The 25,911-nt window shown below is 57.9% G+C and carries 22 protein-coding genes; 13 read left to right on the forward strand and 9 right to left on the reverse strand.

Going from position 1 to position 25,911, the window contains the following annotated elements; genetic code table 11:
* The first annotated feature begins 54 nt into the window (after nucleotides 1-54).
* Nucleotides 55-1,233, forward strand: coding sequence for a D-xylose utilization transcriptional activator XylR (gene xylR / locus BJF97_RS27810; protein WP_004126484.1), 1,179 nt, complete (start codon nucleotides 55-57; stop codon nucleotides 1,231-1,233).
* Between the two features lie 60 nt (nucleotides 1,234-1,293).
* On the opposite strand, the gene BJF97_RS27815 is transcribed toward xylR, so the two are convergent.
* On the reverse strand, nucleotides 1,294-2,121 hold the full coding sequence (locus BJF97_RS27815) for a protein bax (protein WP_071881704.1): 828 nt from the start codon (nucleotides 2,119-2,121) through the stop codon (nucleotides 1,294-1,296).
* Nucleotides 2,122-2,436: 315 nt separating this feature from the next.
* Here BJF97_RS27815 and BJF97_RS27820 point away from each other — a divergent pair, with 315 nt between their 5' ends.
* Together BJF97_RS27820 and avtA are read left to right on the forward strand one after the other, a co-directional pair.
* Nucleotides 2,437-4,467, forward strand: a complete 2,031-nt coding sequence (locus BJF97_RS27820; protein ID WP_032692960.1) for an alpha-amylase — start codon at nucleotides 2,437-2,439, stop codon at nucleotides 4,465-4,467.
* Nucleotides 4,468-4,641: 174 nt separating this feature from the next.
* Nucleotides 4,642-5,898, forward strand: a complete 1,257-nt coding sequence (avtA, locus tag BJF97_RS27825; RefSeq protein WP_025106780.1) for a valine--pyruvate transaminase — start codon at nucleotides 4,642-4,644, stop codon at nucleotides 5,896-5,898.
* A gap of 150 nt (nucleotides 5,899-6,048) precedes the next feature.
* On the opposite strand, the gene BJF97_RS27830 is transcribed toward avtA, so the two are convergent.
* On the reverse strand, nucleotides 6,049-6,537 hold the full coding sequence (locus BJF97_RS27830) for a 4Fe-4S dicluster domain-containing protein (RefSeq protein WP_025106779.1): 489 nt from the start codon (nucleotides 6,535-6,537) through the stop codon (nucleotides 6,049-6,051).
* A 118-nt stretch (nucleotides 6,538-6,655) separates the two neighbouring features.
* The gene (yiaJ, locus tag BJF97_RS27835; RefSeq protein ID WP_014839765.1) at nucleotides 6,656-7,474 is read right to left on the reverse strand and encodes an IclR family transcriptional regulator YiaJ; all 819 of its coding nucleotides are present in this window, start codon (nucleotides 7,472-7,474) and stop codon (nucleotides 6,656-6,658) included.
* A gap of 218 nt (nucleotides 7,475-7,692) precedes the next feature.
* On the opposite strand from yiaJ, the gene yiaK reads away from it, so the two are divergent.
* From yiaK to araD, 8 genes are all read left to right on the forward strand, one after another.
* On the forward strand, nucleotides 7,693-8,691 hold the full coding sequence (gene yiaK / locus BJF97_RS27840; RefSeq protein ID WP_014227214.1) for a 3-dehydro-L-gulonate 2-dehydrogenase: 999 nt from the start codon (nucleotides 7,693-7,695) through the stop codon (nucleotides 8,689-8,691).
* An 11-nt stretch (nucleotides 8,692-8,702) separates the two neighbouring features.
* Complete coding sequence (locus BJF97_RS27845; RefSeq protein WP_014839767.1) at nucleotides 8,703-9,167, forward strand: YhcH/YjgK/YiaL family protein; 465 nt, start codon at nucleotides 8,703-8,705, stop codon at nucleotides 9,165-9,167.
* Nucleotides 9,168-9,180: 13 nt separating this feature from the next.
* Nucleotides 9,181-10,110 (forward strand): DUF4862 family protein, encoded by a 930-nt coding sequence (locus BJF97_RS27850; protein ID WP_032692961.1) that lies wholly within the window; start codon nucleotides 9,181-9,183, stop codon nucleotides 10,108-10,110.
* 52 nt (nucleotides 10,111-10,162) lie between these two features.
* Nucleotides 10,163-11,482 (forward strand): MFS transporter, encoded by a 1,320-nt coding sequence (locus tag BJF97_RS27855; RefSeq protein WP_032692963.1) that lies wholly within the window; start codon nucleotides 10,163-10,165, stop codon nucleotides 11,480-11,482.
* A gap of 77 nt (nucleotides 11,483-11,559) precedes the next feature.
* A complete protein-coding gene (locus tag BJF97_RS27860; protein ID WP_032692964.1) occupies nucleotides 11,560-13,065 on the forward strand; it encodes an FGGY-family carbohydrate kinase in 1,506 nt (501 codons plus the stop codon).
* The gene (gene ulaD, locus BJF97_RS27865; protein ID WP_014227219.1) at nucleotides 13,062-13,724 is read left to right on the forward strand and encodes a 3-keto-L-gulonate-6-phosphate decarboxylase UlaD; all 663 of its coding nucleotides are present in this window, start codon (nucleotides 13,062-13,064) and stop codon (nucleotides 13,722-13,724) included. Before BJF97_RS27860 ends, ulaD begins: the two co-directional genes overlap by 4 nt.
* Nucleotides 13,717-14,577 (forward strand): L-ribulose-5-phosphate 3-epimerase, encoded by an 861-nt coding sequence (locus BJF97_RS27870; RefSeq protein WP_032692966.1) that lies wholly within the window; start codon nucleotides 13,717-13,719, stop codon nucleotides 14,575-14,577. The genes ulaD and BJF97_RS27870 overlap by 8 nt, the downstream gene beginning before the upstream one ends.
* Nucleotides 14,571-15,269: an L-ribulose-5-phosphate 4-epimerase gene (gene araD, locus BJF97_RS27875; protein ID WP_014839773.1), complete on the forward strand. Its 699-nt coding sequence runs from the start codon at nucleotides 14,571-14,573 to the stop codon at nucleotides 15,267-15,269. Before BJF97_RS27870 ends, araD begins: the two co-directional genes overlap by 7 nt.
* Nucleotides 15,270-15,815: 546 nt before the next feature.
* On the opposite strand, the gene BJF97_RS27880 is transcribed toward araD, so the two are convergent.
* Nucleotides 15,816-16,631, reverse strand: a complete 816-nt coding sequence (locus BJF97_RS27880; RefSeq protein WP_014227222.1) for a helix-turn-helix domain-containing protein — start codon at nucleotides 16,629-16,631, stop codon at nucleotides 15,816-15,818.
* A 252-nt stretch (nucleotides 16,632-16,883) separates the two neighbouring features.
* On the opposite strand from BJF97_RS27880, the gene BJF97_RS27885 reads away from it, so the two are divergent.
* Nucleotides 16,884-18,284, forward strand: coding sequence for an MFS transporter (locus BJF97_RS27885; protein WP_014839776.1), 1,401 nt, complete (start codon nucleotides 16,884-16,886; stop codon nucleotides 18,282-18,284).
* Nucleotides 18,285-18,294: 10 nt separating this feature from the next.
* A complete protein-coding gene (locus BJF97_RS27890) occupies nucleotides 18,295-20,256 on the forward strand; it encodes a glycoside hydrolase family 127 protein (protein ID WP_032692967.1) in 1,962 nt (653 codons plus the stop codon).
* Between the two features lie 113 nt (nucleotides 20,257-20,369).
* Here BJF97_RS27890 and selB read toward each other — a convergent pair whose 3' ends face one another.
* The 5 genes from selB to BJF97_RS27915 all read right to left on the reverse strand — a co-directional run bounded on the left by selB (nucleotide 20,370) and on the right by BJF97_RS27915 (nucleotide 25,903).
* Nucleotides 20,370-22,211, reverse strand: a complete 1,842-nt coding sequence (gene selB / locus BJF97_RS27895; protein WP_014227224.1) for a selenocysteine-specific translation elongation factor — start codon at nucleotides 22,209-22,211, stop codon at nucleotides 20,370-20,372.
* Nucleotides 22,208-23,596, reverse strand: a complete 1,389-nt coding sequence (gene selA / locus BJF97_RS27900) for an L-seryl-tRNA(Sec) selenium transferase (RefSeq protein ID WP_032692968.1) — start codon at nucleotides 23,594-23,596, stop codon at nucleotides 22,208-22,210. Before selA ends, selB begins: the two co-directional genes overlap by 4 nt.
* Before the next feature lie 95 nt (nucleotides 23,597-23,691).
* Nucleotides 23,692-24,300, reverse strand: coding sequence for a glutathione S-transferase (locus BJF97_RS27905; protein ID WP_014227226.1), 609 nt, complete (start codon nucleotides 24,298-24,300; stop codon nucleotides 23,692-23,694).
* 91 nt (nucleotides 24,301-24,391) lie between these two features.
* Nucleotides 24,392-25,528: an HlyD family secretion protein gene (locus BJF97_RS27910; protein WP_032692969.1), complete on the reverse strand. Its 1,137-nt coding sequence runs from the start codon at nucleotides 25,526-25,528 to the stop codon at nucleotides 24,392-24,394.
* Between the two features lie 3 nt (nucleotides 25,529-25,531).
* Nucleotides 25,532-25,903, reverse strand: a complete 372-nt coding sequence (locus BJF97_RS27915; protein ID WP_032692970.1) for a DUF3302 domain-containing protein — start codon at nucleotides 25,901-25,903, stop codon at nucleotides 25,532-25,534.
* Nucleotides 25,904-25,911 lie beyond the last annotated feature (8 nt).

The raw sequence follows: 25,911 nt of genomic DNA on the forward strand, positions 1-25,911 counted from the left end.
ATCCGGGCATTGGCCGGTATTGTATGGCCTGCAAGAGAGACCAGGAACAACACTATGTTTGAAAAGCGTCACCGTATTACGCTGTTATTCAATGCCAACAAAGCCTACGATCGCCAGGTCGTTGAGGGCGTCGGCGAATATTTACAAGCATCGCAACTGGAATGGGATATCTTCATTGAGGAAGATTTTCGGGCACGAATTGAAAACATCAAAGAGTGGTTAGGCGACGGCGTTATTGCCGATTACGACGACCCGGAAATTGAAAACCTGCTGATCGACGTGAATGTTCCGATTGTCGGCGTCGGCGGCTCCTTCCACCGCCCGGAGTGCTATCCGCCGGTTCACTATATCGCCACCGACAACGCCGCGCTGGTTGAGAGCGCCTTCCTGCATCTGAAGGAAAAAGGCATTAACCGCTTCGCCTTTTACGGCCTGCCCGCTTCCAGCTGTAAAGGCTGGGCCGCCGAGCGCGAACACGCGTTTTGCCAGCTGGTCGCCAGAGAGAAATATCGCGGCGTGGTCTATCAGGGTCTCGAGACGGCGCCGGAAAACTGGCAGCATGCGCAAAACCGCCTCGCCGACTGGCTGCAAACCCTGCCGCCGCAAACCGGCATCATCGCCGTTACCGATGCCCGCGCGCGCCACGTATTACAGGCCTGCGAGCGGCTGCATATCCCCGTCCCGGAAAAGCTGTGCGTTATCGGCATAGATAACGAAGAGCTTACCCGCTACCTGTCGCGCGTGGCGCTCTCCTCCGTTGCGCAGGGCACCCGTCAGATGGGCTACCAGGCGGCAAAGCTGCTGCATCGCCTGCTGGAGAATGAAGAGCTGCCGCTTCAGCGTCAGCTTATCCCGCCGATGCGCGTGGTAGAACGCCGCTCCACCGACTACCGTTCGCTCACCGATCCTTCGGTCATTCAGGCGATGCACTATATCCGTAACCACGCCTGTAAAGGGATTAAAGTTGAGCAGGTGCTGGACGCCGTGGGTATTTCCCGCTCGAATCTGGAAAAGCGCTTCAAAGAGGAAGTCGGCGAAACCATTCATACGGTGATCCACAGCGAGAAGCTGGAAAAAGCGCGCAGTCTGCTGGTATCAACCACCCTATCGATTAACGAAATCTCCCAGATGTGCGGCTATCCCTCGCTGCAGTATTTCTATTCAGTGTTTAAGAAAGAGTACGACGTGACGCCGAAGGAGTACCGCGACCGGCACAGCGAAGTCATGATGTAGCGCGCAAAGAAAAATGCCCGGGCTTACGCACCGGGCATCAATGATGACATGTAAGAGCAATTACATGTGCGCGGCTATCAACCGCTGGTTATCCTGATACATCGCGAAGAGATAGTTGTTATAGCTCGACCCTTTGGTCGAATAGCCCTTCAGCTTATGAATCATCGTGCTGGCGGTCACTTCCTGATCGGCTTTACGCAGCTGCGCACGCGATTTACGGAACGACGAATAGGCCGGATGCGTATTCAGATTTCGGACATAGGCCTGAACGGACTCTTCCACCGAATCAAACTGGGAGTAGCCCTTCATCGCACCACGGCAGTTTCCACCGCCACACTTCATACCAAATAAATTGTTGTTCACCCGCGCCAGCTTTGACGTTCCCCAGCCGCTTTCCGCCGCTGCCATGGTAGCGACCATGCTATTCGGGATAATGTCGACGCGCTCAAGCAGCGAATTCCATGGAATATGGCGAGTATTGCCGGACCACTTCACTTTATAGCGAGAGGCGATCTCTTTCAGCCGCGTACGCTCGCTCGGCGACCAACGCGCATCGTACTGCTTGGAAACAAGCCAGTTACGATCGGCGGTAATCACCTGATTCTGTTTCGTAATGTAAGGCATTACCGTCCGGAGAAACGCTTTTTTCCTTGGTGTCCCGGAAGGGTATTTTCGCAAATCAGGAAGTGAACTGCTCTTTACACTATTGCGAGAATACTCTTGTTTACTGCTTACCTTGCTTACTTTAACGGTGCTTTTCTTCTTAACTATTGGGGCTTTATGACTCGTTGTTGCTGTGTGTGTTGTTGCCAGCACACTACCTGAAAATATGCAGGTAAGTAACATGAGTATCGCGGCCCCATATCGTCGAATGGGAGTCGATATCATTAGGTCTCCTGGTCGGATGCAATCATTCCAACGCCTTGTTTTTCACAAAAAATCGATAGTTGAATCGCGAATAGTATCAAAAATACCCAGATGACGCACCCACAGAAATAGTCCAATTCCGAAAAGCTGTCATCTGAAATCGGTTTCCGCCCCATGACAACAGTACAAAAATGCGACAGCCCTCGCATTTTTTGCTTGTTTTTTGAACGCGATCACTCACCCTTTTTCATCCTCCCTGGAAAAGCGCCGGTGGGATGAGTTCATTAGACAGCCAGACGCGCAAACTGAACAAAAAACCGTACACAGGACTCCGGAATGAAACTCGCTGCGCTTGCGTCGCTGCTGTTGCCTGGGATGGCCTTCGCCGCCTGGACTACCGCAGATTTCCCCGCCTTTACCGAAGAAGGCACCGGCAGATTTATCAGTCAAAACGAGGTAGCAAAGGGTACGCGCCCTCTGCGGATTAATTTTGACCAACAGTGCTGGCAGCCTGCCGGCGCGATCAAGCTCAACCAGATGCTGTCTATGGAACCTTGCCGCGATCCGGCGCCGCAGTGGCGCGTATTCCGCGATGGCCGCTATACCCTGGAAGTCGATACCCGTTCAGGTACGCCAACCATGATGGTCTCTCTGGAGGAGAAACAGACCGCCGCCGCCGCGCCGCAGATGAAGCAGTGTCCGAAATGGGATGGCAAGCCGCTTACCATTGACGTCAGCAAATCCTTCGCCGAAGGTAGTAAAGTTCGCGATTTCTATAGCGGTAATATCGCGACCGTCAGCGGCGGTAAAGTTACCCTCCAGCCGGCGTTTAACAGCAATGGTCTGCTGCTGCTTGAACGCGCGGAAACGGAAGCCGCCGCGCCGTTCAACTGGCATAACGCCACCGTCTATTTCGTCCTGACCGATCGCTTTGTCAACGGCAACCCGGCCAACGACAATAGCTATGGCCGCCACAAAGACGGCATGCAGGAAATTGGCACCTTCCACGGCGGCGACCTGCAGGGCCTGACCAGCAAACTGGATTACATCCAGCAGCTCGGGGTTAACGCGCTCTGGATCAGTTCGCCGCTGGAACAAATCCACGGCTGGGTCGGCGGCGGTACGAAAGGCGATTTCCCGCACTACGCCTATCACGGCTATTACACCCAGGACTGGACGAAGCTGGATGCCAATATGGGAACGGAAGACGATCTGCGCCGCCTCGTTGATGAGGCCCACAAGCGCGGGATCCGCATTCTGTTCGACGTGGTGATGAACCATACCGGCTACGCGACCCTGGCCGATATGCAGGAGTTTCAGTTTGGCTCGCTGTACATCCAGGGCGATGAGCTGAAAAAGACCCTCGGAGAGCGCTGGACCGACTGGAAGCCCCGCGCGGGACAAAGCTGGCACAGCTTTAACGACTACATTAACTTCAGCGACAAAGCCGGTTGGGAAAAATGGTGGGGTAAAAAGTGGATCCGCACCGATATTGGCGATTACGACAACCCCGGATTTGATGACCTGACGATGTCGCTGGCCTTCCTGCCGGATCTGAAAACCGAATCCACGGCGCCATCCGGCCTGCCAAACTTCTATCGCCATAAGCCGGATACCGCGGCCAAAGCGATCCCCGGCTATACGCCGCGCGATTATCTGACCCACTGGCTGAGCCAATGGGTGCGCGACTACGGCATCGACGGCTTCCGCGTCGATACCGCCAAGCACGTCGAGCAGGCCGCCTGGCTGCAGTTAAAAACCCAGGCCACTGAAGCGCTGGCGGAATGGAAAAAAGCCAATCCGGATAAAGCGCTGGATAACGCGCCGTTCTGGATGACCGGCGAGGCCTGGGGCCACGGAGTGATGCAGAGCGACTACTATCGCCACGGTTTTGACGCAATGCTGAATTTTGATTATCAGGATCAGGCGGCGAAAGCGACAAGCTGCCTGGCGAATATCGACCTGACCTGGCAACATATGGCAGAGAAGCTTCAGGATTTCAATGTGTTAAGCTATCTCTCCTCGCACGATACCAGCCTGTTCCGCGAAGGCGGCAGCACGGCGGCGGAATTGCTGCTGCTCGCGCCTGGCGCAGTGCAGATCTTCTACGGCGATGAATCCTCGCGACCGTTCGGCCCGACCGGCTCCGATCCGCTTCAGGGGACGCGCTCAGATATGAACTGGCAGGACGTCAGCGGCAAAGCCGCGCGCAGCGTGACCCACTGGGAGAAACTGGGCCAGTTCCGCGCCCGTCATCCGGCGATTGGCATGGGTAAACAAACCACCCTATCGATGGCGAAAGGCTACGGCTTTATTCGCGAGAACGGCGATGACAAAGTGATGGTGGTATGGGCTGGTCAGCAGTAGCCTTCTGACCCAAGGCTCCCCTGACACTCGGGGGAGCCGCTTCAGAACAAAAATCCAAAATCTCTTCCTTTATCAGCATAAAAACAAAATATCTCACTGATACCTCGATTTGCACCCTGTCTGCGCTGGCGTTATGGTTACCCACTTTCCTGGAATACCGACAGACTAATCGCGATGACATTTTCACTTTTTGGCGACAAATTTACCCGTCATTCGGGCATCACCCGCTTGATGGAAGACCTCAATGACGGCCTGCGTACCCCGGGCGCCATCATGCTGGGCGGCGGCAATCCCGCGCAGATTCCGGAAATGAATGATTACTTCCATAGCCTGCTGGCCGACATGCTGAACAGCGGTAAAGCCCTTGATGCGCTTTGTAATTATGACGGTCCGCAGGGTAAAAGCGAGCTGCTGGCCCTGCTGGCGCAGATGCTGCGTGATGAACTGGGTTGGGAGATCGAACCACAGAATATTGCACTAACAAACGGCAGTCAGAGCGCGTTTTTCTACTTGTTTAACCTCTTCGCAGGCCGTCGCGCGGATGGAACCACCCGTAAAGTGCTGTTTCCGTTGACGCCCGAGTACATCGGCTACGCCGATGCCGGCCTTGAAGAAGATCTGTTTGTCGCCACTCGCCCGAACATTGAACTGCTGCCGGAAGGCCAGTTTAAATACCACGTGGATTTCGAACATTTGCAGGTCACGGACGAGACGGGAATGATCTGCGTTTCCCGCCCCACCAACCCAACGGGCAACGTGATCACCGACGATGAGCTGATCAAGCTGGATGCGCTGGCCAACCAGCACGGCATCCCGTTGGTGATTGATAACGCCTACGGCGTTCCGTTCCCGGGGATTATTTTCAGCGACGCCAGGCCGCTGTGGAATCCGAATATCGTCCTGTGCATGAGCCTCTCCAAGCTGGGCCTGCCGGGTAGCCGCTGCGGGATTATCATCGCTAACGAAAAAATCATCACCGCCATCAGCAATATGAACGGCATTATCAGCCTCGCCCCCGGCGGAATGGGGCCGGCCATGATGTGCGAGATGATTAAACGCAACGATCTTCTGCGCCTGTCGGAAACGGTGATTAAGCCGTTCTACTACCAGCGCGTTCAGGAGACTATCGCCATTATTCGTCGCTATTTGCCGGAAGATCGCTGCCTGATTCATAAACCGGAAGGCGCGATTTTTCTCTGGCTATGGTTTAAGGATCTGCCGATTTCTACCGAGCTGCTGTACCAGCGCCTGAAAAAGCGCGGCGTTCTGATGGTGCCGGGCGACTATTTCTTCCCTGGCCTGGATAAGCCGTGGCCGCACACGCATCAGTGCATGCGCATGAACTATGTGCCGGACCCGGAGAAGATTGAAGCAGGCGTGAAGATTCTCGCCGAAGAAGTTGAACGCGCATGGGGTGAACAGGGCGCGTAAACGGGCACCAGAATCCCGAATAATCCAGATATATTCCCGGCTCGCGCTGCGCTCAGCCGGGCTACAGGCTTCCAGCGTTCTGCGGACAGACAGCCCGGACAAGGCGCGCCAGCGCCGCCTCCGGGAACACGCCGTAAGAAGGCATCATCGCTACATCGCCAGCGCCATCCGCTGGCGACGTTCAGCGGCTATTCTCTCCAGCTCCATCGGTTCGATGCAGCGCAGCGCCTGCGTCGGGCATGCCGCCACGCAGGCCGGGCCTTCTTCACGATGGCTGCACAAATCGCACTTCAGCGCCTGTACGCCCTCCTCCACCCGCATCACCGTCATCGCGCCATAGGGGCACGCCACCATGCAGCTTTTGCAGCCGATGCAGCGGCGCTGATCCACGCGCCAGACCGAATTTTCCCGGCGGATAGCGCCCTCGGGGCAGACGTTGGCGCAGGGCGCATCTTCACACTGGCGGCAAAGCGTCGCCGTCGAGAGTTCGTCATTTTTCACCACGCGGATCCGCGGCGCAAAGCGCATGGCGGAAACGCCAGAACAGTCCTGGTCCCGCTGATGGGATACCACGCAGGCGACTTCACAGGTACGGCAGCCGATGCACTTTTGCGCATCCGCGATAATAAACCGGTTCATCCTTGCTCCACTGGGGATAAAAACGCAGAGTGCCAGAAAAAACCGCTTCCGCGCCTTGATCCTGAATGGAGTCAGCGGCGTTTTCTCTCAGATGCCCGGGACAATTTGGTCATCTGCCTTACCCTTCCCGCACGGAAAAGCCCAGTTCGCGGGAAATCGCCTCTGCCGTATCGCGCAGCGGCTTGAGTAAATTCTTCTCTCCTACCTGCTTGAGGCGCGATGTTGATAAGGAGATAGAAATGGCATAAGGCACGCGTCCATGAATATCGAAAACCGGGACCGCCAGGCAGGACACGCCCAACTCGTTCTCTTCCCTGTCCATCGCCATATTACGCTCGCGGATCTGCGCCAGCTCATCATGCATCGCAGGTAAGCCGGTAATGGTATTCCGGGTCAGCGGCTGAATAATATCCTGGTGTGAATTCCAGTAGCTCTCAACGTAGTCAGGATGGCCAAACGCCATATAAATCTTGCCCATTGCCGAGCAGTACAGCGGCATATGCTGGCCAATATAGGCGCGCGTACGCAGCATGCCGGTGGTCGGCTCCAGCTTATAAATCAGGATAGCGTGGTCATCTTCACGGCTGGAGAAGTTCACCGTCTCGCCGGTGGCCAGGTTGAGCGCCTCAAGATGCGGCGCCGCGACGTGGATGATGTTGAGCGACGACAAAGCCTTTTGGCCAACGGCGATAAACTTTGTCGTCAGACGATAGCTCCCCGCCGCCGGGGCTGGCGTCACGTAGCCGCAGGATTGCAGCCCCTGCAATAAGCGATGAACGGTGCTTTTGTTCAGGCCCGCCAGTTCCGACAGATGCGCCAGCGGGCATCCGTTTGGGTAATTACTCAGGATCTCAATCAGCATCAACCCACGAAAAAGGCTCTGGCTTCCGGCAGGCCTCTCCTTGTCTTGCGTTACATCGCTCTCTTTTGTGCCCATCGTTTCCGCTCCCCGTTTTTGTCGCGTTCAGATGGTAGCGCAAAGTGTGTTTCAGTTCACGATCTGAACCGAAAAAACACAACTTTATGATTTTTATGATTTTTAAAAATAACGCTGCCCGTTGATCTGATAAAAATTGATCGCTATATTTGAAATCAGATTTCGCATAGTGAAATTTATAGATAAAAAAGCGATCAACCCTGACCAGGAAAACAGGAATGAAAGTAACGTTTGAGCAGTTAAAAGAGGCATTCAATCGAGTACTGCTGGCACGGGGTATCACCGCAGAAACCGCCGATGCCTGCGCAGAAATGTTTGCCCGCACCACCGAATCCGGCGTCTATTCTCACGGCGTGAACCGCTTTCCTCGCTTCATCCAGCAGCTGGACAACGGCGACATCATCCCCGAGGCTAAACCGCAGCGGGTAACCAGCCTCGGCGCCATCGAGCAGTGGGATGCCCAGCGCTCCATCGGCAACCTGACGGCGAAAAAGATGATGGACCGGGCCATCGAACTGGCTTCCGATCACGGTATCGGCCTGGTGGCGTTACGTAACGCCAACCACTGGATGCGCGGCGGCAGCTATGGCTGGCAGGCGGCGGAAAAAGGCTACATCGGCATCTGCTGGACCAACTCCATCGCCGTTATGCCGCCGTGGGGCGCTAAGGAGTGCCGTATCGGCACCAATCCGCTGATCGTCGCCATTCCGTCAACGCCGATCACCATGGTGGATATGTCGATGTCGATGTTCTCCTACGGCATGCTGGAAGTTAACCGCCTTGCCGGCCGCGAGCTGCCCGTGGACGGCGGATTCGACGATGAAGGTCATTTGACCAAAGAACCGGGGGTTATCGAGAAAAACCGCCGTATTTTGCCGATGGGCTACTGGAAAGGTTCCGGCCTGTCGATTGTGCTGGATATGATTGCCACCCTGCTTTCCAACGGCTCTTCCGTTGCCGAAGTGACTCAGGAAAACAGCGATGAATATGGCGTTTCGCAGATCTTCATCGCCATAGAAGTGGATAAGCTGATCGATGGCGCAACCCGCGACGCCAAACTGCAGCGAATTATGGATTTCATCACCACCGCCGAACGCGCCGATGAAAATGTGGCGGTCCGCCTGCCCGGCCATGAATTTACCCGACTGCTGGATGAAAACCGCCGCAACGGTATCACCGTCGATGACAGCGTATGGGCCAAAATTCAGGCGCTGTAAGGAGCTCACCCATGATTTTTGGCCATATTGCTCAACCGAATCCGTGTCGTCTGCCCGCGGCCATTGAACAGGCGCTTGATTTCCTGCGCACGACGGATTTTCACGCGCTGGAACCCGGCGTCGTGGAAATCGACGGCAAGAACATCTTCGCGCAGATTATTGACTTAACCACCCGCGATGCCGCTGACAATCGTCCGGAGGTTCACCGTCGCTATCTGGATATCCAGTTTCTGGCGTGGGGTGAAGAAAAAATCGGTATCGCCATTGATACCGGCAATAATCAAATCAGCGAATCGTTGTTAGAACAGCGCGATATTATTTTCTATCACGACAGCGAACATGAATCGTTCTTTGAAATGACGCCAGGCAACTATGCGATATTTTTCCCGCAAGATGTGCATCGTCCTGGATGTAATAAAACTGTAGCCACCCCGATCCGCAAAATAGTCGTTAAGGTCGCTATTTCAGTTTTATAATAAGGAGCACAAAATGAATTCGAATAATACCGGTTACATTATCGGTGCGTACCCCTGTGCACCCTCATTTCACCAAAAGAGTGAAGAGGAAGAGACGGAATTCTGGCGGCAGCTCTCCGACACCCCGGATATTCGCGGGCTGGAGCAACCCTGCCTTGAACATCTTCATCCGCTCGGCGACGAGTGGTTATTGCGCCATACCCCGGGACACTGGCAGATTGTCGTTACCGCCATCATGGAAACCATGCGCCGCCGCGGTGAAAACGGCGGCTTTGGGCTGGCATCCAGCGACGAAGAGCAGCGCAAAGCCTGCGTGGAGTACTATCGTCACCTGCAGCAGAAGATCGCTAAAATCAATGGTAAGACCGCCGGAAAGGTCATTGCCCTTGAGCTTCACGCCGCCCCGCTGGCGGGCAATGCCAACGTGGAGCAGGCTACCGACGCCTTTGCTCGTTCATTAAAAGAGATTACCCGCTGGGACTGGTCCTGCGAGCTGGTTCTGGAGCACTGCGACGCGATGACCGGCACCGCGCCGCGCAAAGGATTTTTGCCGTTAGAAAATGTGCTGGAAGCCATTGCCGACTACGACATCAGCATCTGTATCAACTGGGCGCGCTCTGCTATTGAAGGGCGGAATACCGTTCTACCGCTCACCCATACGCAGCAGGCAAAACGGGCAGGGAAGCTCGGCGCGCTGATGTTTTCCGGCACGACGCAAACCGGCGAGTACGGCGAATGGCAGGATTTACACGCGCCGTTCGCGCCTTTCTGCCCGCAGAGCCTGATGACCACCGACCACGCTCGTGAATTATTTGCCTGCGCAGGAGCCGATCCCCTGCAATTCTCAGGTATCAAATTACTGGAAATCACTGCCAGCGCAAACGTTGACCATCGCATCGCGATATTACGCGACGGCATCTCAGCACTAAAACAAGCACAATAATAATAACCACCTTCATCGCCAGAATATTTTTTAATATTACGAGACTATAAAGATGAATATAACCTCTAACTCTACACCCAAAGATATACCGCGCCAGCGCTGGTTAAGAATTATTCCCCCAATACTGATCACCTGTATTATTTCTTATATGGACCGGGTCAATATTGCCTTTGCCATGCCCGGCGGCATGGACGCCGACTTAGGTATTTCCGCCACTATGGCGGGGCTGGCGGGCGGTATTTTCTTTATCGGTTATCTATTTTTACAGGTTCCCGGCGGGAAAATTGCCGTTCACGGCAGCGGTAAGAAATTTATCGGCTGGTCGCTGGTCGCCTGGGCGGTTATCTCCGTGCTGACGGGGTTAATTACCAATCAGTACCAGCTGCTGGCCCTGCGCTTCTTACTAGGCGTGGCGGAAGGCGGCATGCTGCCGGTTGTTCTCACCATGATCAGTAACTGGTTCCCTGATGCGGAACGCGGTCGCGCCAACGCGATTGTCATTATGTTCGTGCCGATTGCCGGGATTATCACCGCCCCGCTTTCAGGCTGGATCATCACGGTACTCGACTGGCGCTGGCTGTTTATTATCGAAGGTTTGCTCTCGCTGGTTGTTTTGGTTCTGTGGGCCTACACCATCTATGACCGTCCGCAGGAAGCGCGCTGGATCTCTAAAGCAGAGCAGAACTATCTGGTCGAGACGCTGGCCGCAGAGCAACGGGCCATTGCCGGCACCGAAGTGAAAAACGCCTCTCTGAGCGCCGTTCTCTCCGACAAAACCATGTGGCAGCTTATCGCCCTGAACTTCTTCTACCAGACCGGCATTTACGGCTACACCCTGTGGCTGCCCACCATTCTGAAAGAATTAACCCACAGCAGCATGGGGCAGGTCGGGATGCTCGCCATTCTGCCGTACGTCGGCGCCATTGCCGGGATGTTCCTGTTCTCTTCTCTTTCAGACCGAACCGGTAAACGCAAGCTGTTCGTCTGCCTGCCGCTGATTGGCTTCGCTCTGTGCATGTTCCTGTCGGTGGCGCTGAAAAATCAAATATGGCTCTCCTATGCCGCGCTGGTCGGCTGCGGATTCTTCCTGCAATCGGCGGCTGGCGTGTTCTGGACCATCCCGGCACGTCTGTTCAGCGCTGAAATGGCGGGCGGCGCGCGCGGGGTTATCAACGCGCTTGGCAACCTCGGCGGATTTTGTGGTCCTTATGCGGTCGGGGTTCTGATCACGCTGTACAGCAAAGACGCCGGCGTTTATTGCCTGGCGATCTCCCTGGCGCTGGCCGCGCTGATGGCGCTGCTGCTGCCGGCGAAATGCGATGCCGGTGCTGCGCCGGTAAAGACGATAAACCCACATAAACGCACTGCGTAAAATCGAGCCCGGCGGCGCTGCGCCTGCCGGGCCTGCGAAATATGCCGGGTCCTCCCGGCAAGAATGAGATGCGAAAGATGAGCAAGAAACAGGCCTTCTGGCTGGGTATTGATTGTGGCGGCACGTATCTGAAAGCCGGTTTATATGATGCCGAAGGTCATGAACATGGCATTGTGCGGCAAGCGCTACAGACGATGTCGCCCCTGCCGGGTTACGCCGAACGCGACATGCATCAGCTCTGGCAACACTGCGCGGCAACCATTGCCGGACTATTACAACGGGCAGGGGTATCCGGTGAACAAATTAAAGGCGTGGGCATCTCCGCTCAGGGTAAGGGTCTCTTTCTCCTCGATAAGCAGGATCGGCCGCTGGGTAACGCCATCCTCTCGTCCGATCGTCGGGCGCTGAATATCGTTCAGCGCTGGCAGCGGGACCGTATTCCCGAACGGCTCTATCCCGTTACCCGCCAGACGCTATGGACCGGGCATCCGGCTTCTCTGCTGCGCTGGGTCAAAGAGAATGACCCCCAGCGCTACGCGCAAATTGGCTGCGTGATGATGGGGCATGACTATCTGCGCTGGTGCCTAACCGGCGTGAAAGGCTGCGAGGAGAGCAACATCTCCGAGTCCAACCTCTACAACATGTCCACGGGCCAGTACGACCCGTGTCTGACCCAATGGCTGGGGATCGGCGAAGTGGATAGCGCGCTGCCCCCCGTTGTAGGGTCAGCCGAAATATGCGGGGAGATCACCGCTCAGGCAGCCGCTTTAACCGGTCTGGCGGCGGGTACTCCCGTCGTTGGCGGCCTGTTTGACGTGGTCTCCACCGCCCTTTGCGCCGGGATTGAGGATGAGTCGACCCTCAATGCGGTGATGGGAACCTGGGCCGTCACCAGCGGTATCGCTCACGGTCTGCGCGAACATGAGGCTCACCCTTACGTCTATGGCCGCTACGTCAATGACGGCCAGTATATCGTTCACGAAGCCAGCCCGACCTCATCCGGCAACCTCGAATGGTTTACCGCCCAGTGGGGCGATCTCTCGTTTGATGAGATCAATCAGGCCGTAGCCAGTTTGCCGAAAGCCGGGAGCGAGCTGTTTTTTCTGCCGTTTCTCTACGGCAGCAACGCCGGGCTGGAGATGACCTGCGGCTTTTACGGCATGCAGGCGCTGCATACCCGCGCGCACCTGCTGCAGGCGGTTTATGAAGGCGTGGTATTCAGCCATATGACCCATCTCAACCGTATGCGCGAACGCTTTACAAGCGTTCAGGCCCTGCGCGTCACCGGCGGCCCGGCGCACTCCGACGTCTGGATGCAAATGCTGGCGGACGTCAGCGGCTTACGCGTTGAACTGCCGCAGGTGGAAGAGACCGGCTGCTTTGGCGCTGCCCTCGCGGCGCGCGTCGGCACCGGCGTATACCGCAGCTTTAGCGAAGCCCGGCGCGCCCTGCTGCACCCGGTACGCACGCTGCTGCCCGATATGACCGCCCACGCGCGCTATCAGCGCAAATACCGCCACTACCAGGATTTGATTGAAGCACTACAGGGCTATCACGCCCGTATTAAGGAGCACGCATTATGAGCCGACCATTACTGCAGCTGGCGCTCGACCACACCAGCCTTCAGGCTGCGCAGCGCGATGTCGCCCTGCTACAGGATCACGTTGATATCGTGGAGGCGGGGACCATCCTCTGTTTGACCGAGGGGCTTAACGCAGTTACAGCCCTGCGCGCCCAGTGTCCGCAGAAGATCATCGTCGCCGACTGGAAAGTCGCCGACGCCGGTGAAACCCTGGCGCAGCAGGCCTTTGGCGCTGGCGCCAACTGGATGACCATCATCTGCGCCGCGCCGCTCGCTACGGTCGAGAAAAGCCACGCCGTGGCCCAGGCCTGCGGCGGTGAAATTCAGATGGAGCTGTTCGGCAACTGGACGCTGGATGACGCCCGCGCCTGGTACCGTACCGGCGTCCATCAGGCAATTTACCATCGCGGGCGCGATGCCCAGGCCAGCGGGCAGCAGTGGGGGGAGGCGGATCTGGCGCGCATGAAAGCGCTCTCCGACATTGGCCTTGAGCTATCGATCACCGGCGGGATTACCCCGGCCGATCTGCCGCTGTTCAAGGATATCAACGTCAAAGCGTTTATTGCCGGGCGCGCGCTGGCAGGCGCTGCCCATCCGGCACGGGTTGCCGCCGAATTCCACGCGCAAATCGACGCTATCTGGGGAGAACAGCATGCGTAACCACCCGTTAGGTATTTATGAAAAAGCGCTGGCGAAGGATCTCAGCTGGCCTGAGCGGCTGGTGCTGGCCAAAAGCTGCGGTTTTGATTTTGTCGAAATGTCGGTGGACGAGACCGACGAACGCCTTTCGCGCCTGGAGTGGACATCGGCCCAGCGGGCATCGCTGGTGAGCGCGATGCTGGAAACCGGCGTCGCTATTCCCTCAATGTGCCTGTCCGCCCATCGCCGTTTCCCCTTTGGCAGCCGCGACGAGGCGGTACGCGAGCGGGCGCGGGAGATTATGACCAAAGCCATCCGCCTGGCGCGCGATCTGGGGATTCGTACTATTCAGCTGGCGGGTTACGACGTCTATTACGAAGAGCACGATGAAGGCACCCGGCAGCGTTTTGCCGAAGGGCTGGCCTGGGCGGTAGAACAGGCCGCCGCCGCGCAGGTGATGCTGGCGGTGGAGATCATGGACACCGACTTTATGAACTCCATCAGCAAATGGAAAAAGTGGGACGAGAGGCTTTCGTCACCGTGGTTTACCGTCTATCCGGACGTCGGCAACCTCAGCGCCTGGGGGAACGACGTCACCGCCGAGCTGAAACTGGGTATCGATCGTATCGCCGCCATCCACCTGAAGGACACGCTGCCCGTGACCGACGATAGCCCGGGCCAGTTCCGCGACGTGCCGTTCGGTGAAGGATGCGTTGATTTTGTCGGCATCTTTAAGACGCTGCATGAGCTGAACTACCGCGGTTCGTTTCTGATTGAGATGTGGACGGAGAAGGCCAGCGAACCGGTGCTGGAGATTATCCAGGCCCGGCGCTGGATTGAATCACGGATGCAGGAAGGAGGTTTCACATGTTAGAGCAACTGAAAGCCGAGGTGCTGGCGGCAAACCTGGCGCTCCCGGCGCACCGGCTGGTCACCTTTACCTGGGGCAACGTCAGCGCGGTGGATGAAACGCGCCGTCTGATGGTCATTAAGCCCTCCGGCGTCGAATATGAGGTGATGACCGCCGACGATATGGTGGTCGTAGAGATCGCCAGCGGTAAGATCGTTGAAGGCGCTAAAAAACCCTCTTCGGATACGCCAACGCATCTGGCCCTTTATCGTCGCTATCCGCAGATCGGCGGGATCGTGCATACCCACTCCCGCCATGCGACGATCTGGTCGCAGGCCGGTCTCGATCTCCCTGCCTGGGGCACCACCCACGCCGACTATTTTTATGGCGCCATTCCCTGCACCCGGCCGATGACCGTTGAGGAGATTAACGGGGAGTATGAGTATCAGACCGGCGAAGTGATTATCAAAACCTTTGAACAGCGCGGTCTGGATCCGGCGCAAATCCCGGCGGTATTAGTCCATTCGCACGGCCCGTTTGCCTGGGGTAAAGATGCGGCCGACGCCGTACATAACGCCGTGGTACTTGAAGAGTGCGCCTATATGGGCCTGTTCTCGCGCCAGCTGGCGCCACAGCTGCCGGATATGCAGTCTGAACTGCTCGATAAACACTACCTGCGTAAACACGGCGCGAATGCCTATTACGGGCAAAACTAACACCGCGGGACTCCCGGATGGCGGCTAACGCCTTATCCGGGCTACCGGCGGTCTGCGGTCCCGTAGCCCGGGCAGGCGCTTTGCGCCGCCCCCGGGGGAAGCGTGCAGGATGTTGCAGAATTTTCCCGGAGGCGATGCTGCGCATCTGTCCGGGCTACGCATCCCCGGCGGTCTGCGGTCCCGTAGCCCGGGCAGGCGCTTTGCGCCGCCCCCGGGGAAAGCGTGCAGGATGTTGCAGAATTCTCCCGGAGGCGATGCTGCGCATCTGTCCGGGCTGCCCGTCCCCGGCGGTCTGCGGTCCCGTAGCCCGGGCAGGCGCTTTGCGCCGCCCCCGGGGGAAACGTGCAGGATGTTGCAGAATTTTCCCGGAGGCGATGCTGCGCATCTGTCCGGGCTACGCGTCCCCGGCGGTCTGCGGTCCCGTAGCCCGGGCAGGCGCTTTGCGCCGCCCCCGGGGGAAACGTGCAGGATGTTGCAGAATTTTCCCGGAGGCGATGCTGCGCATCTGTCCGGGCTGCTCTTCCCCGGCGGGAAAACCCATCAACCCTACGCCGAATTAATATGTTCCTTGCAGTAACGACGCTTCCACGCCGCGGGCGTCAGGCTGGTATGCTTACGGAAAATCTTGCGAAAATAGCCGACATCGTTAAATCCGCATTTCATCGCCACCTCGGTGAGCGACAGGGAATCGCTGATAAGCAGCTTTTCCGCCGCCCTCACCCGCTGACGGTGCAGCGCTTCGGTTAAGGTCAGCCGGAAAACATGGCGATAAATCCGCCCCAGATAATCGGCGTTGCAGTGCAGCTCCTGCGCCAGCGTGGATGCGGAAAGGGGCAAATGAAACCGGGTACGAATGATTTGCTGCGCTCTCCACGCCAGCGCGTTGCCGGGGCTGTCGGCGGGCTGTTCGCCCGCTGCCGCCGAAACTTGCTGCAGAATCAGCAGCAGGATCAGCTCCAGCGCCACGCTACGATGAATATTTTCCTGCTCGCGTAAGAATTGGCGGAACAACGAAATAATATACTGCGGCTCGCTGACGCGCGTGTGCTGCGGAATCGACAGCAGCGCCTCAGGCAGCGAAACGTTTTCACCTGAGGTCACTTCAAAATGCAGCCAGTAGAATTTTAAATCTGCCGGAAATTGCCCGATTCCGACGTGTAAACGCCGCGGCCAGAGCAATAAACTTTCCCCGGCGTTGACGCTAAAAATCTCGTTGTTTTCGCGGATCGTTAATGTTCCTTTTTCCACAAAGATTATTTCCCAGGAGTGAAGCTGACGAGCCGGATGGCTGCCGATGCCTCGGGAAATAAACAATCCACCATTTTGCACCTTAATCGGAAGTGACATGGACAATTCAAGCATAGACATTCAATATTCCGCTTTTAATAGCATTAATAACCCCTGTTACCTTTGATTATTCACGATAAAATAGCCGTCTGCTGGATCAAAATCACATTTTTACCATCAGGTCGGAATCGTCCTCTTTTTATACTTTTTCCTTCCCTTGTTGCCCCCAACATTTAGTGCAGAATAAATAACGTAATTTGCAAATAACACAATTAAAGCCCGCACTTCAGCGGGATATTATTCGCACATCATCTCCGGGAGTTATTTATGACTTCGGCTCCGATTACCACAACTGATTTGGCACAGCGTGCCCAGGACGACAAATTATCCCTTCGGGAAAAAATAGGCTACGGATTGGGCGACGCGGGCGGGACGGTGATTACCTGCCTGATCATGAACTTTTTAACTTTTTTCTATACCGATGTCTTCGGCCTGACGCCCGCGCTGGTCGGGACCCTGTTTCTGGCCCTGCGCGTTTTCGACGCCGTTTCCGACCCGATTATGGGCGTGCTGGCCGACCGTACCCAAAGCCGCTGGGGACGCTTTCGTCCCTGGCAGCTGTGGATTGCCGTGCCGATCGGCGTTATCGGCGTCCTGACGTTTACCGTGCCCGACGCCAGCATGGGGGTAAAAATCGCCTGGGCGTTCGGCACCTATCTGCTGCTGTCGGTGAGCTACACCGCGATAAACGTCCCCTACTGCGCGCTGATCAACACGATGACCACGCGTCATAGCGAGGTTATCTCGTGCCAGGCATGGCGCTTTGTCCTGTGCGGCGTGGCGGGATTCTTAGTCTCCGTTGGGCTGCCGTGGATGGTAAAAGCGCTCGGCCAGGGCGATACCGCACAGGGGTATCAGTACGGCGTCGGCGTACTCTGCGCCATCGCGGTGGCGATGTTCCTGTGCTGCTTCTTCTGGGTTCGCGAACGCGTCTCGCTGGATGTCATGGGGAAATTTACCCTGCGCGAGCACATCGCCGGGCTGCGTAAAAACGACCAGCTGCTGCTGATGCTGGTGATGTCATTTCTGCTTATCAACGTCTTCAATATCCGCGGCGGCGGCTACATGTACTTCATCACCTACGTGCTGGGCGGCTCCACCGGCTACACCTCGCTATTCTTCACTATGGTAACCTTCGCCTCGATTACGGGCTCCGTCATCATCAACCTGCTCTCGCGCCGCTTTGATACCGTCAAACTCTACTACTACACCAACCTGGTGCTGGCCGCTCTGGCCGTGGCGATGTGGTTTTTGCCAACCGGGCAGGCGTACCAGACCCTGTGGCTGGTCGTCATCCTCGGCAACGGCATTATTCTCGGCTTTACCCTGCCGCTGCACTTTTCGCTGATGGCCTTCTCCGACGACTACGGCGAATGGAAAACCGGCGTGCGTTCTTCCGGGATGAACTTCGCCTTTAACCTGTTCTTTATCAAGCTGGCGTGGGCCTCCAGCGCCGGCATTATCAGCCTCGTGTTTATCTACGTGGCCTATCAGCCGGGCGTGGAAAACCAAACGGCATCATCACTGGCGGGTATCGCCTCCATGGAGACCCTGCTGCCCGCCCTGTTCCATCTGCTGCTGGCCTTCACTATTCGCGCCTGCAAGCTCAACAATTCTATGATGGCGCGCATTGCCAGCGACCTGCGCACGCGTCACGTTCAGCCTTAAGGAGTCCGCCATGTCTGTTATGGAAGTCGATCTGCACAAACTGAAAATCAACGACCCGTTCCTCGGCCAGTACCAGCAGCTGGTGCGCGATGTGGTGATCCCTTATCAGTGGGATGCGCTTAACGACCGTATCGAGGAGGCGGACCCGAGCCATGCGATAGAGAACTTCCGCATCGCCGCCGGGCGACAGGAGGGCGAATTCTACGGCATGGTCTTTCAGGACAGCGACGTGGCGAAATGGCTGGAGGCGGTGGCCTGGTCGCTGTGTCAGAAGCCGGACCCCGGGCTGGAAAAAACCGCCGATGAGGTGATTGAACTGGTCGCGGCCGCCCAGTGTGAAGATGGCTATCTGAATACATATTTCACGGTCAAAGCGCCAGAGGAGCGCTGGACCAACCTCGCCGAATGCCACGAACTGTACTGCGCCGGGCACATGATTGAAGCGGGTGTCGCCTTCTTCCAGGCCACCGGCAAACGTCGTCTGCTGGATGTCGTCTGCCGCCTCGCTGACCACATCGATAGCGTGTTTGGCCCCGGAGATAACCAGCTGCACGGCTACCCTGGCCATCCGGAAATCGAGCTGGCGTTAATGCGCCTGTATGACGTCACTCAGGAGCCGCGCTATATCGCGCTGGTGAAGTACTTCGTTGAGGCGCGCGGAACGCAGCCGCATTTTTACGATATCGAATACGAGAAGCGCGGCAAAACCTCCTACTGGAACACCTACGGTCCGGCGTGGATGGTGATGGATAAACCCTACAGCCAGGCGCATCAGCCGATTTCCGAACAGCCGGTCGCCATCGGCCACGCGGTGCGTTTCGTCTATCTGATGACCGGCGTTGCCCACCTCGCCCGTTTAAGTCAGGACGAGGGCAAGCGCCGGGATTGCCTGCGCCTGTGGAAAAATATGGCCCGGCGTCAGCTGTATATCACCGGCGGAATCGGTTCGCAGAGCAGCGGGGAGGCCTTCAGCAGCGACTATGACCTGCCAAACGACACGGTCTATGCCGAAAGCTGTGCTTCCATTGGCCTGATGATGTTTGCCCGCCGGATGCTGGAGATGGAAACCGACAGCCAATATGCCGACGTGATGGAGCGCGCGCTGTATAACACCGTGCTGGGTGGAATGGCGCTCGACGGCAAGCACTTCTTCTACGTCAATCCGCTGGAAGTGCATCCAAAATCCTTAAAATTCAACCATATTTACGATCACGTTAAGCCCGTCCGTCAGCGCTGGTTCGGCTGCGCCTGCTGTCCACCGAATATCGCACGGGTGCTGACCTCGCTGGGGCACTATATCTACACGCCGCACGACGACGTCCTGTACATCAACCTGTATGTCGGCAACAGCGTGGAGATCCCGGTGGGCAATGAGGCGCTACGCCTGCGCATCAGCGGCAACTATCCGTGGCAGGAACAGGTGAAGATAGTCATCGATTCATCTTCACCTGTTAATCATACCCTGGCGCTGCGTCTGCCGGACTGGTGCGATAAGCCGCAGGTCACGCTCAACGGCGCGCCGGTTACGCAGGACGTGCGCAAAGGGTATCTGCACATCAGCCAGCTCTGGCAGGAGGGCGACACGCTACAGTTAACCCTGCCGATGCCGGTGCGCCGCATTTACGGTAACCCGCTGGTGCGCCACCAGGCAGGCCAGGTCGCCGTCCAGCGCGGTCCGCTGGTTTACTGCCTGGAGCAGGCGGATAACGGCGAGCAATTGCATAACCTGCAGCTGCCGCGCGACGCCCGGTTTAGCGCTGTCGAAGGCAAAGGGATTTTTGCCCGCAAGATACTTCTCCAGGCGCCGGGCTATAAGCAAACGGCGAAGGATGCCGAAAACCAGGCCCTATGGCACTATGACCGCGCGCCGTCCTCCCGCCAGCCGCAAGTATTAACCTTTATTCCGTGGTTTAGCTGGGCCAACCGCGGCGAAGGCGAGATGCGCATCTGGGTGAACGAAGCGGAAGCGTAAATGTGAGTGTGAGCATTCCCCGGTGGCGCTGCGCTTACCGGGGCGACAAGGTTTGTGCGTTATCGTAGCCCGGGTAAGGCGTTCACGCCGCGACCCGGGACTACCTGCTTATGCTAAAGGAACAATGCCTTATCGCGCAGAATATGATCGTTGCCGCGACGGCGGGTAAAACCGATGCGGTCGAAATATTCGAGGATCTGAATCGCCAGCTTGCGACCGACGTTCAGCGTATCGCGGAAATCCGCCGCGCAGGTTGAGCCCCTTTCCAGATCCAAATCGCGGATCATTTTGGCAAACGCCACAATCCGATCGTTGCGATAGTAGCGATCTTTCACGATCGCGGTAATCATCCCCTGCTGCGCCGCCTGGCGTAATACCGCCCGCATTAACGACTCTTCTACGTTGGCTTCACGCGCCAGATCGCGCACCCACCATGGCTCATCGGCAAACAGCCCGGCAACCCGCTGCCAGATGGCCTGCTGCTCGTCGGTAAAGCCCGCTTTATGCTCCGGCAGATGCAGCCAGCCGTGGTGGCTGTGAACAATGCCGCTTTCGCGCATCTGCTCAATCAACAGCAGCACCAGCGCTTCATCTTCCATCGGCAGCGCAATACGCCGCAGGCGTTCGCGGCCCGGTCCTGGCTCATCGCGATGCTGATCGTGATAGCGCGCCAGGGCATCGAGCAGCTTCCGCTGCCAGCGCGCGGCGAGCGGGGCGCTCAGCAGGCTATTTCCCGCCTGCAGATAGTCAGGGCGGTGAATCAGCGCGTTGAGGCCATCGCGGCTGAGCTGACGCGCCCAGGCGAAATCATCGAGGCGCACCGCATCGCGCTGAAGGTGAATATCCAGCGCCTGGACGTCATCGCCCTGCGCGGCGGCCAGCGCGTGCAGCCACTGTAAATACTCCGGCTTACGCTTGCCCCGGCGCGGCGGATTGAGGGTCACCACTCGCGCACCGGCCAGCGTCAGGCGCGCGGAAATATCGCGCAGCACCAGACGGTCGTTATCCGCCAGCCGCAGCGGCGTATCGAGAACCAGCTCCGCCAGCGCGCCTTCGAGCAGCGACACGCGGCCGGTAATATGGCTGGCGGCGTGGTGGATATGCAGCGGCTGCCACTGGCTAAGCGGCGTATGGCACTGCAGTTCAACGATGACCCGCTCAGAGGCTTCCGGCGGCGGTACCGCCAGCAGCCAGTCGCCGCGGTTGAGCTCCTCTTTTTGCGCATCGCCGGCAATATTCAGGGCAATGCGCTGGCCGGCCCAGGCCTGCTCAACCGGCTGATTCTGCGCGTGCAAACCGCGCACGCGCATCGGTTTATCCACGCCGGTCAGCCACAGCGTATCGCCAACGTTGACCTCGCCGGATAACGCGGTCCCGGTAACCACCAGCCCCGCGCCTTTGACGGTAAATGCCCGGTCGATGGCCAGGCGAAAGCGCTGATGCTGCGGGTGCGCGCGCGCGGAGAGCTGCAGGAGATGCTCGCGCAGCTCGGCGATGCCCCGTCCTTCCGTCGCCGCGACGGCAAACAGGGTCGCGCCGGTAAAGCCGAACTCCGCCAGCACCGCGTCGATTTCCGCCTCCACCTCCTCAATCCGCGCCGCTTCTACGCGGTCCGCTTTGGTCAGCGCCACGGTTAGCGTTGGCTGCCCGGTAAGCTGGAGGATCGCCAGATGTTCGCGGGTTTGCGCCATCACGCCATCATCGCAGGCCACCACCAGCAGCGCGTGATCGATACCGCCGACGCCGGCCAGCATATTGGACAAAAACTTTTCGTGGCCGGGAACGTCGATAAAACCCAGCACCCGCCCATCGGGCTGCGGCCAGTAGGCGTAGCCGAGGTCGATAGTCATCCCGCGCGCTTTCTCTTCCGGCAGGCGATCGGCGTTGATACCGGTAATCGCCTGCAGCAGCGTGGTTTTGCCGTGGTCAACGTGTCCGGCGGTGGCAATAATCATCTCAATAACATCTCCATAAACCGGGATTCATCCTCAAGACAGCGCAGGTCCAGCCACAGGCGGCCATCGTAGATCCTGCCAATAACCGGCACGGGCAACTGACGCCAGCGTGCCGCCAGAGCTTCCAGCCGACTGCCGCGCCCATCGCGCGGAGTCAACGTCAACGCCGCGCTGGGCAAGCGGTCCACCGGCAGCGAGCCGCTGCCGATCTGCGACAGGCATGGCTCGACCCGCAGGTCAAAATCAGCATAATGTGCAGCCAGCGCGGCCCGCATGCGCTCGCCCTGCAGGCGGATCTCGTCCGCCTGGCGAGTCAGCAGACGCAGGGTCGGCAGTTCAGCGGCCAGCTTTTCCGGATGCAGATAGAGGCGCAGCGTGGCCTCCAGCGCCGCGAGGGTCATTTTATCCGCCCGCAGGGCGCGCTTAAGCGGATGGCTCTGCAAACGCGCGATCAGCGCTTTTTTACCGACGATAATTCCCGCCTGCGGGCCGCCCAGCAGTTTATCGCCGGAGAAGCTTACCAGGCTGACGCCGGCGGCAATCATCTCCTGCGGCATCGGCTCTTTCGGCAGGCCGTACTGGCTTAAATCCACCAGCGAGCCGCTGCCGAGATCGGCCACCACCGGGATATTGAGTTCGCGGCCAATCTCCGCCAGCGCCGCTTCATCGACCGCTTTAGTAAAGCCCTCAATACTGTAGTTGCTGGTGTGCACCTTCATCAGCAGGCCGGTATTGTCATTCACCGCCTGACGATAATCTTTCGCGTGGGTGCGGTTAGTGGTCCCGACTTCATGCAGAACGCAGCCCGCCTGGCGCATCACGTCGGGAATACGAAACGCGCCGCCGATCTCCACCAGCTCGCCGCGCGACACCACCACCTCACGGCCGCCGGCGGTTGCCGCCAGCATCAGCAGCACCGCCGCCGCGTTATTGTTGACGATACAGGCGTCTTCCGCGCCGGTGATCTGGCAAAGCAGGTCGGCCAGCGCGCGATCGCGGTGGCCGCGTCCGGCATCGTCAAGATCGTATTCCAGCGTCACCGGCGCGCGCATCGCCTGGGTCACCGCCTCTACCGCCGCTTCCGCCTGAATCGCCCGCCCAAGGTTGGTGTGCAGCACGGTACCGGTCAGGTTGAACACCGGGCGCAGCGCGCTCTGCTGTCGCTGCGTCAAACGACGCGAGGTCTCCATTAGCCACGCTTCGCACCAGTCCGGCAGCGTCTGGTTCAGGCGGATGTATTCCCGCGCCTCGTCCAGCATCTGACGCAGCTGCGCCACCGTCTGGGCGTGACCGTATTGCATCAACAGCGGTGAAAATGCGGGGTCGCGGAGTAAACGGTCGATGGCCGGAAGCCGGGTATAAAGCGCACGAATTTCGCTAGTCATGAATGAACCTATTTTCCCCCCTCCCGACGGGAGAGGGAGTCAACAAATGAGCAGCAATTGTAATGCCTCCGCGCAAAAACTGTTACCTGTCTGGGTCAACTCACCGGCGGTTCAGTGCGCGCAAAGCTGGCGCGCTGAAAGAGAGAATCCACCAGGCGCACCAGCTTCGGTCGGGTGGCGCACCAGCCCGGCGCGACGCGGCGGAAATTGAGATAAGCAATGGCGCAGGCTGCGGAAATGGTTGCCAGATTGACCTCATCAGGACGTAATGTCCCGTCACTGGCATACCCTTCCAGCGCATCAAGCCCGCGCGCAATTTTTTCACGCTGGCGCAGCAGTTCGCTTTCCGACTGCTGGGCCGCCGGGCGCGTTTTCTCCCGTACCAGCGTTTGCGCAGCCTCCATCACGCCATCAGCCAGCGCTTCAATTTGACGCAATTTCAGCGCAGCCTTCGGCGCCGCAGGCAGCATATCCGGCGCGATGCCGAGCAGCTCCAGATATTGCGCAATAATGGGCGAGTCGTACCAGCATTCACCGTCGTCGGTGACCAGCGCGGGGACTTTTCCCAGCGGATTGTACTGCGCCACGCCGTTGGTCTCGTGGTACGGGAATTCGTTGACGAACTCGAAGGGAATCGCTTTTTCCAGCAGTATGACGGAAATTTTGCGCACAAAGGGACTGGTGTAGCTGCCGATCAGTTTCATTGCCTGCTCCTTTCGCCAACAAAGTAGTAAGTATGGCGCAGGCGCAGGCAAATAGCAGAGAGAGAAATCACCTCATGCCGGACCGACCCCGCTAATGGTCCAGATAGAGATAATGCATCCAGCTGGTCATCCGCAGCAGCACCTTGCGCATCACCGAAACGTGGGTGAAATGATCGGAGTAGACCGCCACCTGGGCGTAAATGCCGTCAGGCAGGGCGTCTACGGCGGCATCGGGCTCCAGCTCAATGGTCGCCAGCACGCCGTCGGTGCCCGGCGTCACCGTCAGCGCCTGCAGCGTGCCCTGCGCCTGGTATGTTCCCCCCGGTACGACTGGCAGGATGCTCACCAGCTTGCCGCGAAAGACCTGTCCCGGCAGCGCGTTGAACACCGCTTCAGCATCGTCGCCCTTCTCCAGCCTGAGCAGCGAATTTTGCCGGAACTGCGCCACAATCAGCCGTTTTTGCTGGGGGATAAAGACCATCACCGGACGCAGCGGCAGCGAGGCGGCATAGGTCCCAGGACGAATTAACACCTGGGTGATATAGCCATCGCTGGGCGCGCGCACGGTCGTCTGCTCGAGGTTATATTTCGCCTCCGCCAGCTGCGCGCGCAGGCTTACCACCTGCGACTGTTCGCCGTTTATCATGCTGTCGAGCTGGCTCTGAATTTGCGCCTGCTCCGCCACCGATCCTTTCACCATCGCATCCTGGGCGAGGTAGTTTTGCCGGGCATTATCGATATCGCTTTCCGAAAACGGATTGACCCGCGCCTGGCTTCCTTTCAGGTAGCGCTGATAATCCTTATACAGACGGTCGCGCTCCGCCGAAACGCGCGTGGTGTTGGCCTGAGCCTCAGAAAGCTGGGCTTTAAGGGTATTGATACTGTGCAGCGCGGTAACAAGGTCGGCCTGTAGCCGGTCCACCCGAGCCTGATAACGCACCGGATCGATGGTAAACAGCACCTCGCCCTTTTTAACCCGTTGATTGGCTTTATCCGTGACGCTGCTGACCACCCCGGTAACCTGCGGCGTAATAGGAATAGAAATAACCGCTTTTTGTGCGGTAAAGGTATACGGGTGGTTGTAGTTCATTAATAAGATAAGCGCGCTAACAATAAATACGCCGCCCAGCGCCGCGGTGGGAACCGTCCATTTATTTACCGGGATCTTAAATATTTTAAATATCGACCAGGCAATCGCCACATAGGTCAAAATAATCAGCAGATCCATGAGTTATTTCTCCACCGAAGGAGGTTGAGCTGACGGTCTGAGACCGGTTATTTGCTGCTCGAGCGCGATAACCCGCTGGCGCAGTTCGCTGATGTCGTCCCCCTCTTCCGCCGCCTCAGACGGCCTCTCGTCCCGCCGATGCTGCATGCCCCAGCCGCGTTCTGGCCGGTAAAGCGTGGCCCAGATCCATAAAAACGGCCAAATGACGTGCAGCGTAAAAAGGCTCACCCAGCCCGCGACGTGAATCGCATCGGCATGCGGGTGATTACGTTTCTTCGCGATCAGGTAAGGAATATCATGGAGAATGATGATTCCATAAAAAATCACCAGAAATACAAAGATCAGAACGCCGAGCGCAAAATAATTGAGAAACATAATTTCCT

Origin of the sequence: Klebsiella sp. LTGPAF-6F, assembly GCF_001753185.1 — a bacterium.
GTDB classification, from domain to species: Bacteria; Pseudomonadota; Gammaproteobacteria; order Enterobacterales; family Enterobacteriaceae; genus Klebsiella; species Klebsiella michiganensis.

Coding starts and splice junctions, on each gene's coding strand:
- BJF97_RS27915 (WP_032692970.1), bottom strand. CDS start 25,903: ATGTTTCTCAATTATTTTGCGCTCGGCGTTCTGATCTTTGTATTTCTG.
- BJF97_RS27855 (WP_032692963.1), top strand. CDS start 10,163: ATGAATATAACCTCTAACTCTACACCCAAAGATATACCGCGCCAGCGC.
- BJF97_RS27910 (WP_032692969.1), bottom strand. CDS start 25,528: ATGGATCTGCTGATTATTTTGACCTATGTGGCGATTGCCTGGTCGATA.
- ulaD (WP_014227219.1), top strand. CDS start 13,062: ATGAGCCGACCATTACTGCAGCTGGCGCTCGACCACACCAGCCTTCAG.
- BJF97_RS27850 (WP_032692961.1), top strand. CDS start 9,181: ATGAATTCGAATAATACCGGTTACATTATCGGTGCGTACCCCTGTGCA.
- araD (WP_014839773.1), top strand. CDS start 14,571: ATGTTAGAGCAACTGAAAGCCGAGGTGCTGGCGGCAAACCTGGCGCTC.
- xylR (WP_004126484.1), top strand. CDS start 55: ATGTTTGAAAAGCGTCACCGTATTACGCTGTTATTCAATGCCAACAAA.
- BJF97_RS27845 (WP_014839767.1), top strand. CDS start 8,703: ATGATTTTTGGCCATATTGCTCAACCGAATCCGTGTCGTCTGCCCGCG.
- BJF97_RS27905 (WP_014227226.1), bottom strand. CDS start 24,300: ATGAAACTGATCGGCAGCTACACCAGTCCCTTTGTGCGCAAAATTTCC.
- yiaK (WP_014227214.1), top strand. CDS start 7,693: ATGAAAGTAACGTTTGAGCAGTTAAAAGAGGCATTCAATCGAGTACTG.
- yiaJ (WP_014839765.1), bottom strand. CDS start 7,474: ATGGGCACAAAAGAGAGCGATGTAACGCAAGACAAGGAGAGGCCTGCC.
- BJF97_RS27870 (WP_032692966.1), top strand. CDS start 13,717: ATGCGTAACCACCCGTTAGGTATTTATGAAAAAGCGCTGGCGAAGGAT.
- BJF97_RS27830 (WP_025106779.1), bottom strand. CDS start 6,537: ATGAACCGGTTTATTATCGCGGATGCGCAAAAGTGCATCGGCTGCCGT.
- BJF97_RS27815 (WP_071881704.1), bottom strand. CDS start 2,121: ATGATATCGACTCCCATTCGACGATATGGGGCCGCGATACTCATGTTA.
- avtA (WP_025106780.1), top strand. CDS start 4,642: ATGACATTTTCACTTTTTGGCGACAAATTTACCCGTCATTCGGGCATC.
- BJF97_RS27860 (WP_032692964.1), top strand. CDS start 11,560: ATGAGCAAGAAACAGGCCTTCTGGCTGGGTATTGATTGTGGCGGCACG.
- selB (WP_014227224.1), bottom strand. CDS start 22,211: ATGATTATTGCCACCGCCGGACACGTTGACCACGGCAAAACCACGCTG.
- BJF97_RS27820 (WP_032692960.1), top strand. CDS start 2,437: ATGAAACTCGCTGCGCTTGCGTCGCTGCTGTTGCCTGGGATGGCCTTC.
- selA (WP_032692968.1), bottom strand. CDS start 23,596: ATGACTAGCGAAATTCGTGCGCTTTATACCCGGCTTCCGGCCATCGAC.
- BJF97_RS27885 (WP_014839776.1), top strand. CDS start 16,884: ATGACTTCGGCTCCGATTACCACAACTGATTTGGCACAGCGTGCCCAG.
- BJF97_RS27880 (WP_014227222.1), bottom strand. CDS start 16,631: ATGCTTGAATTGTCCATGTCACTTCCGATTAAGGTGCAAAATGGTGGA.
- BJF97_RS27890 (WP_032692967.1), top strand. CDS start 18,295: ATGTCTGTTATGGAAGTCGATCTGCACAAACTGAAAATCAACGACCCG.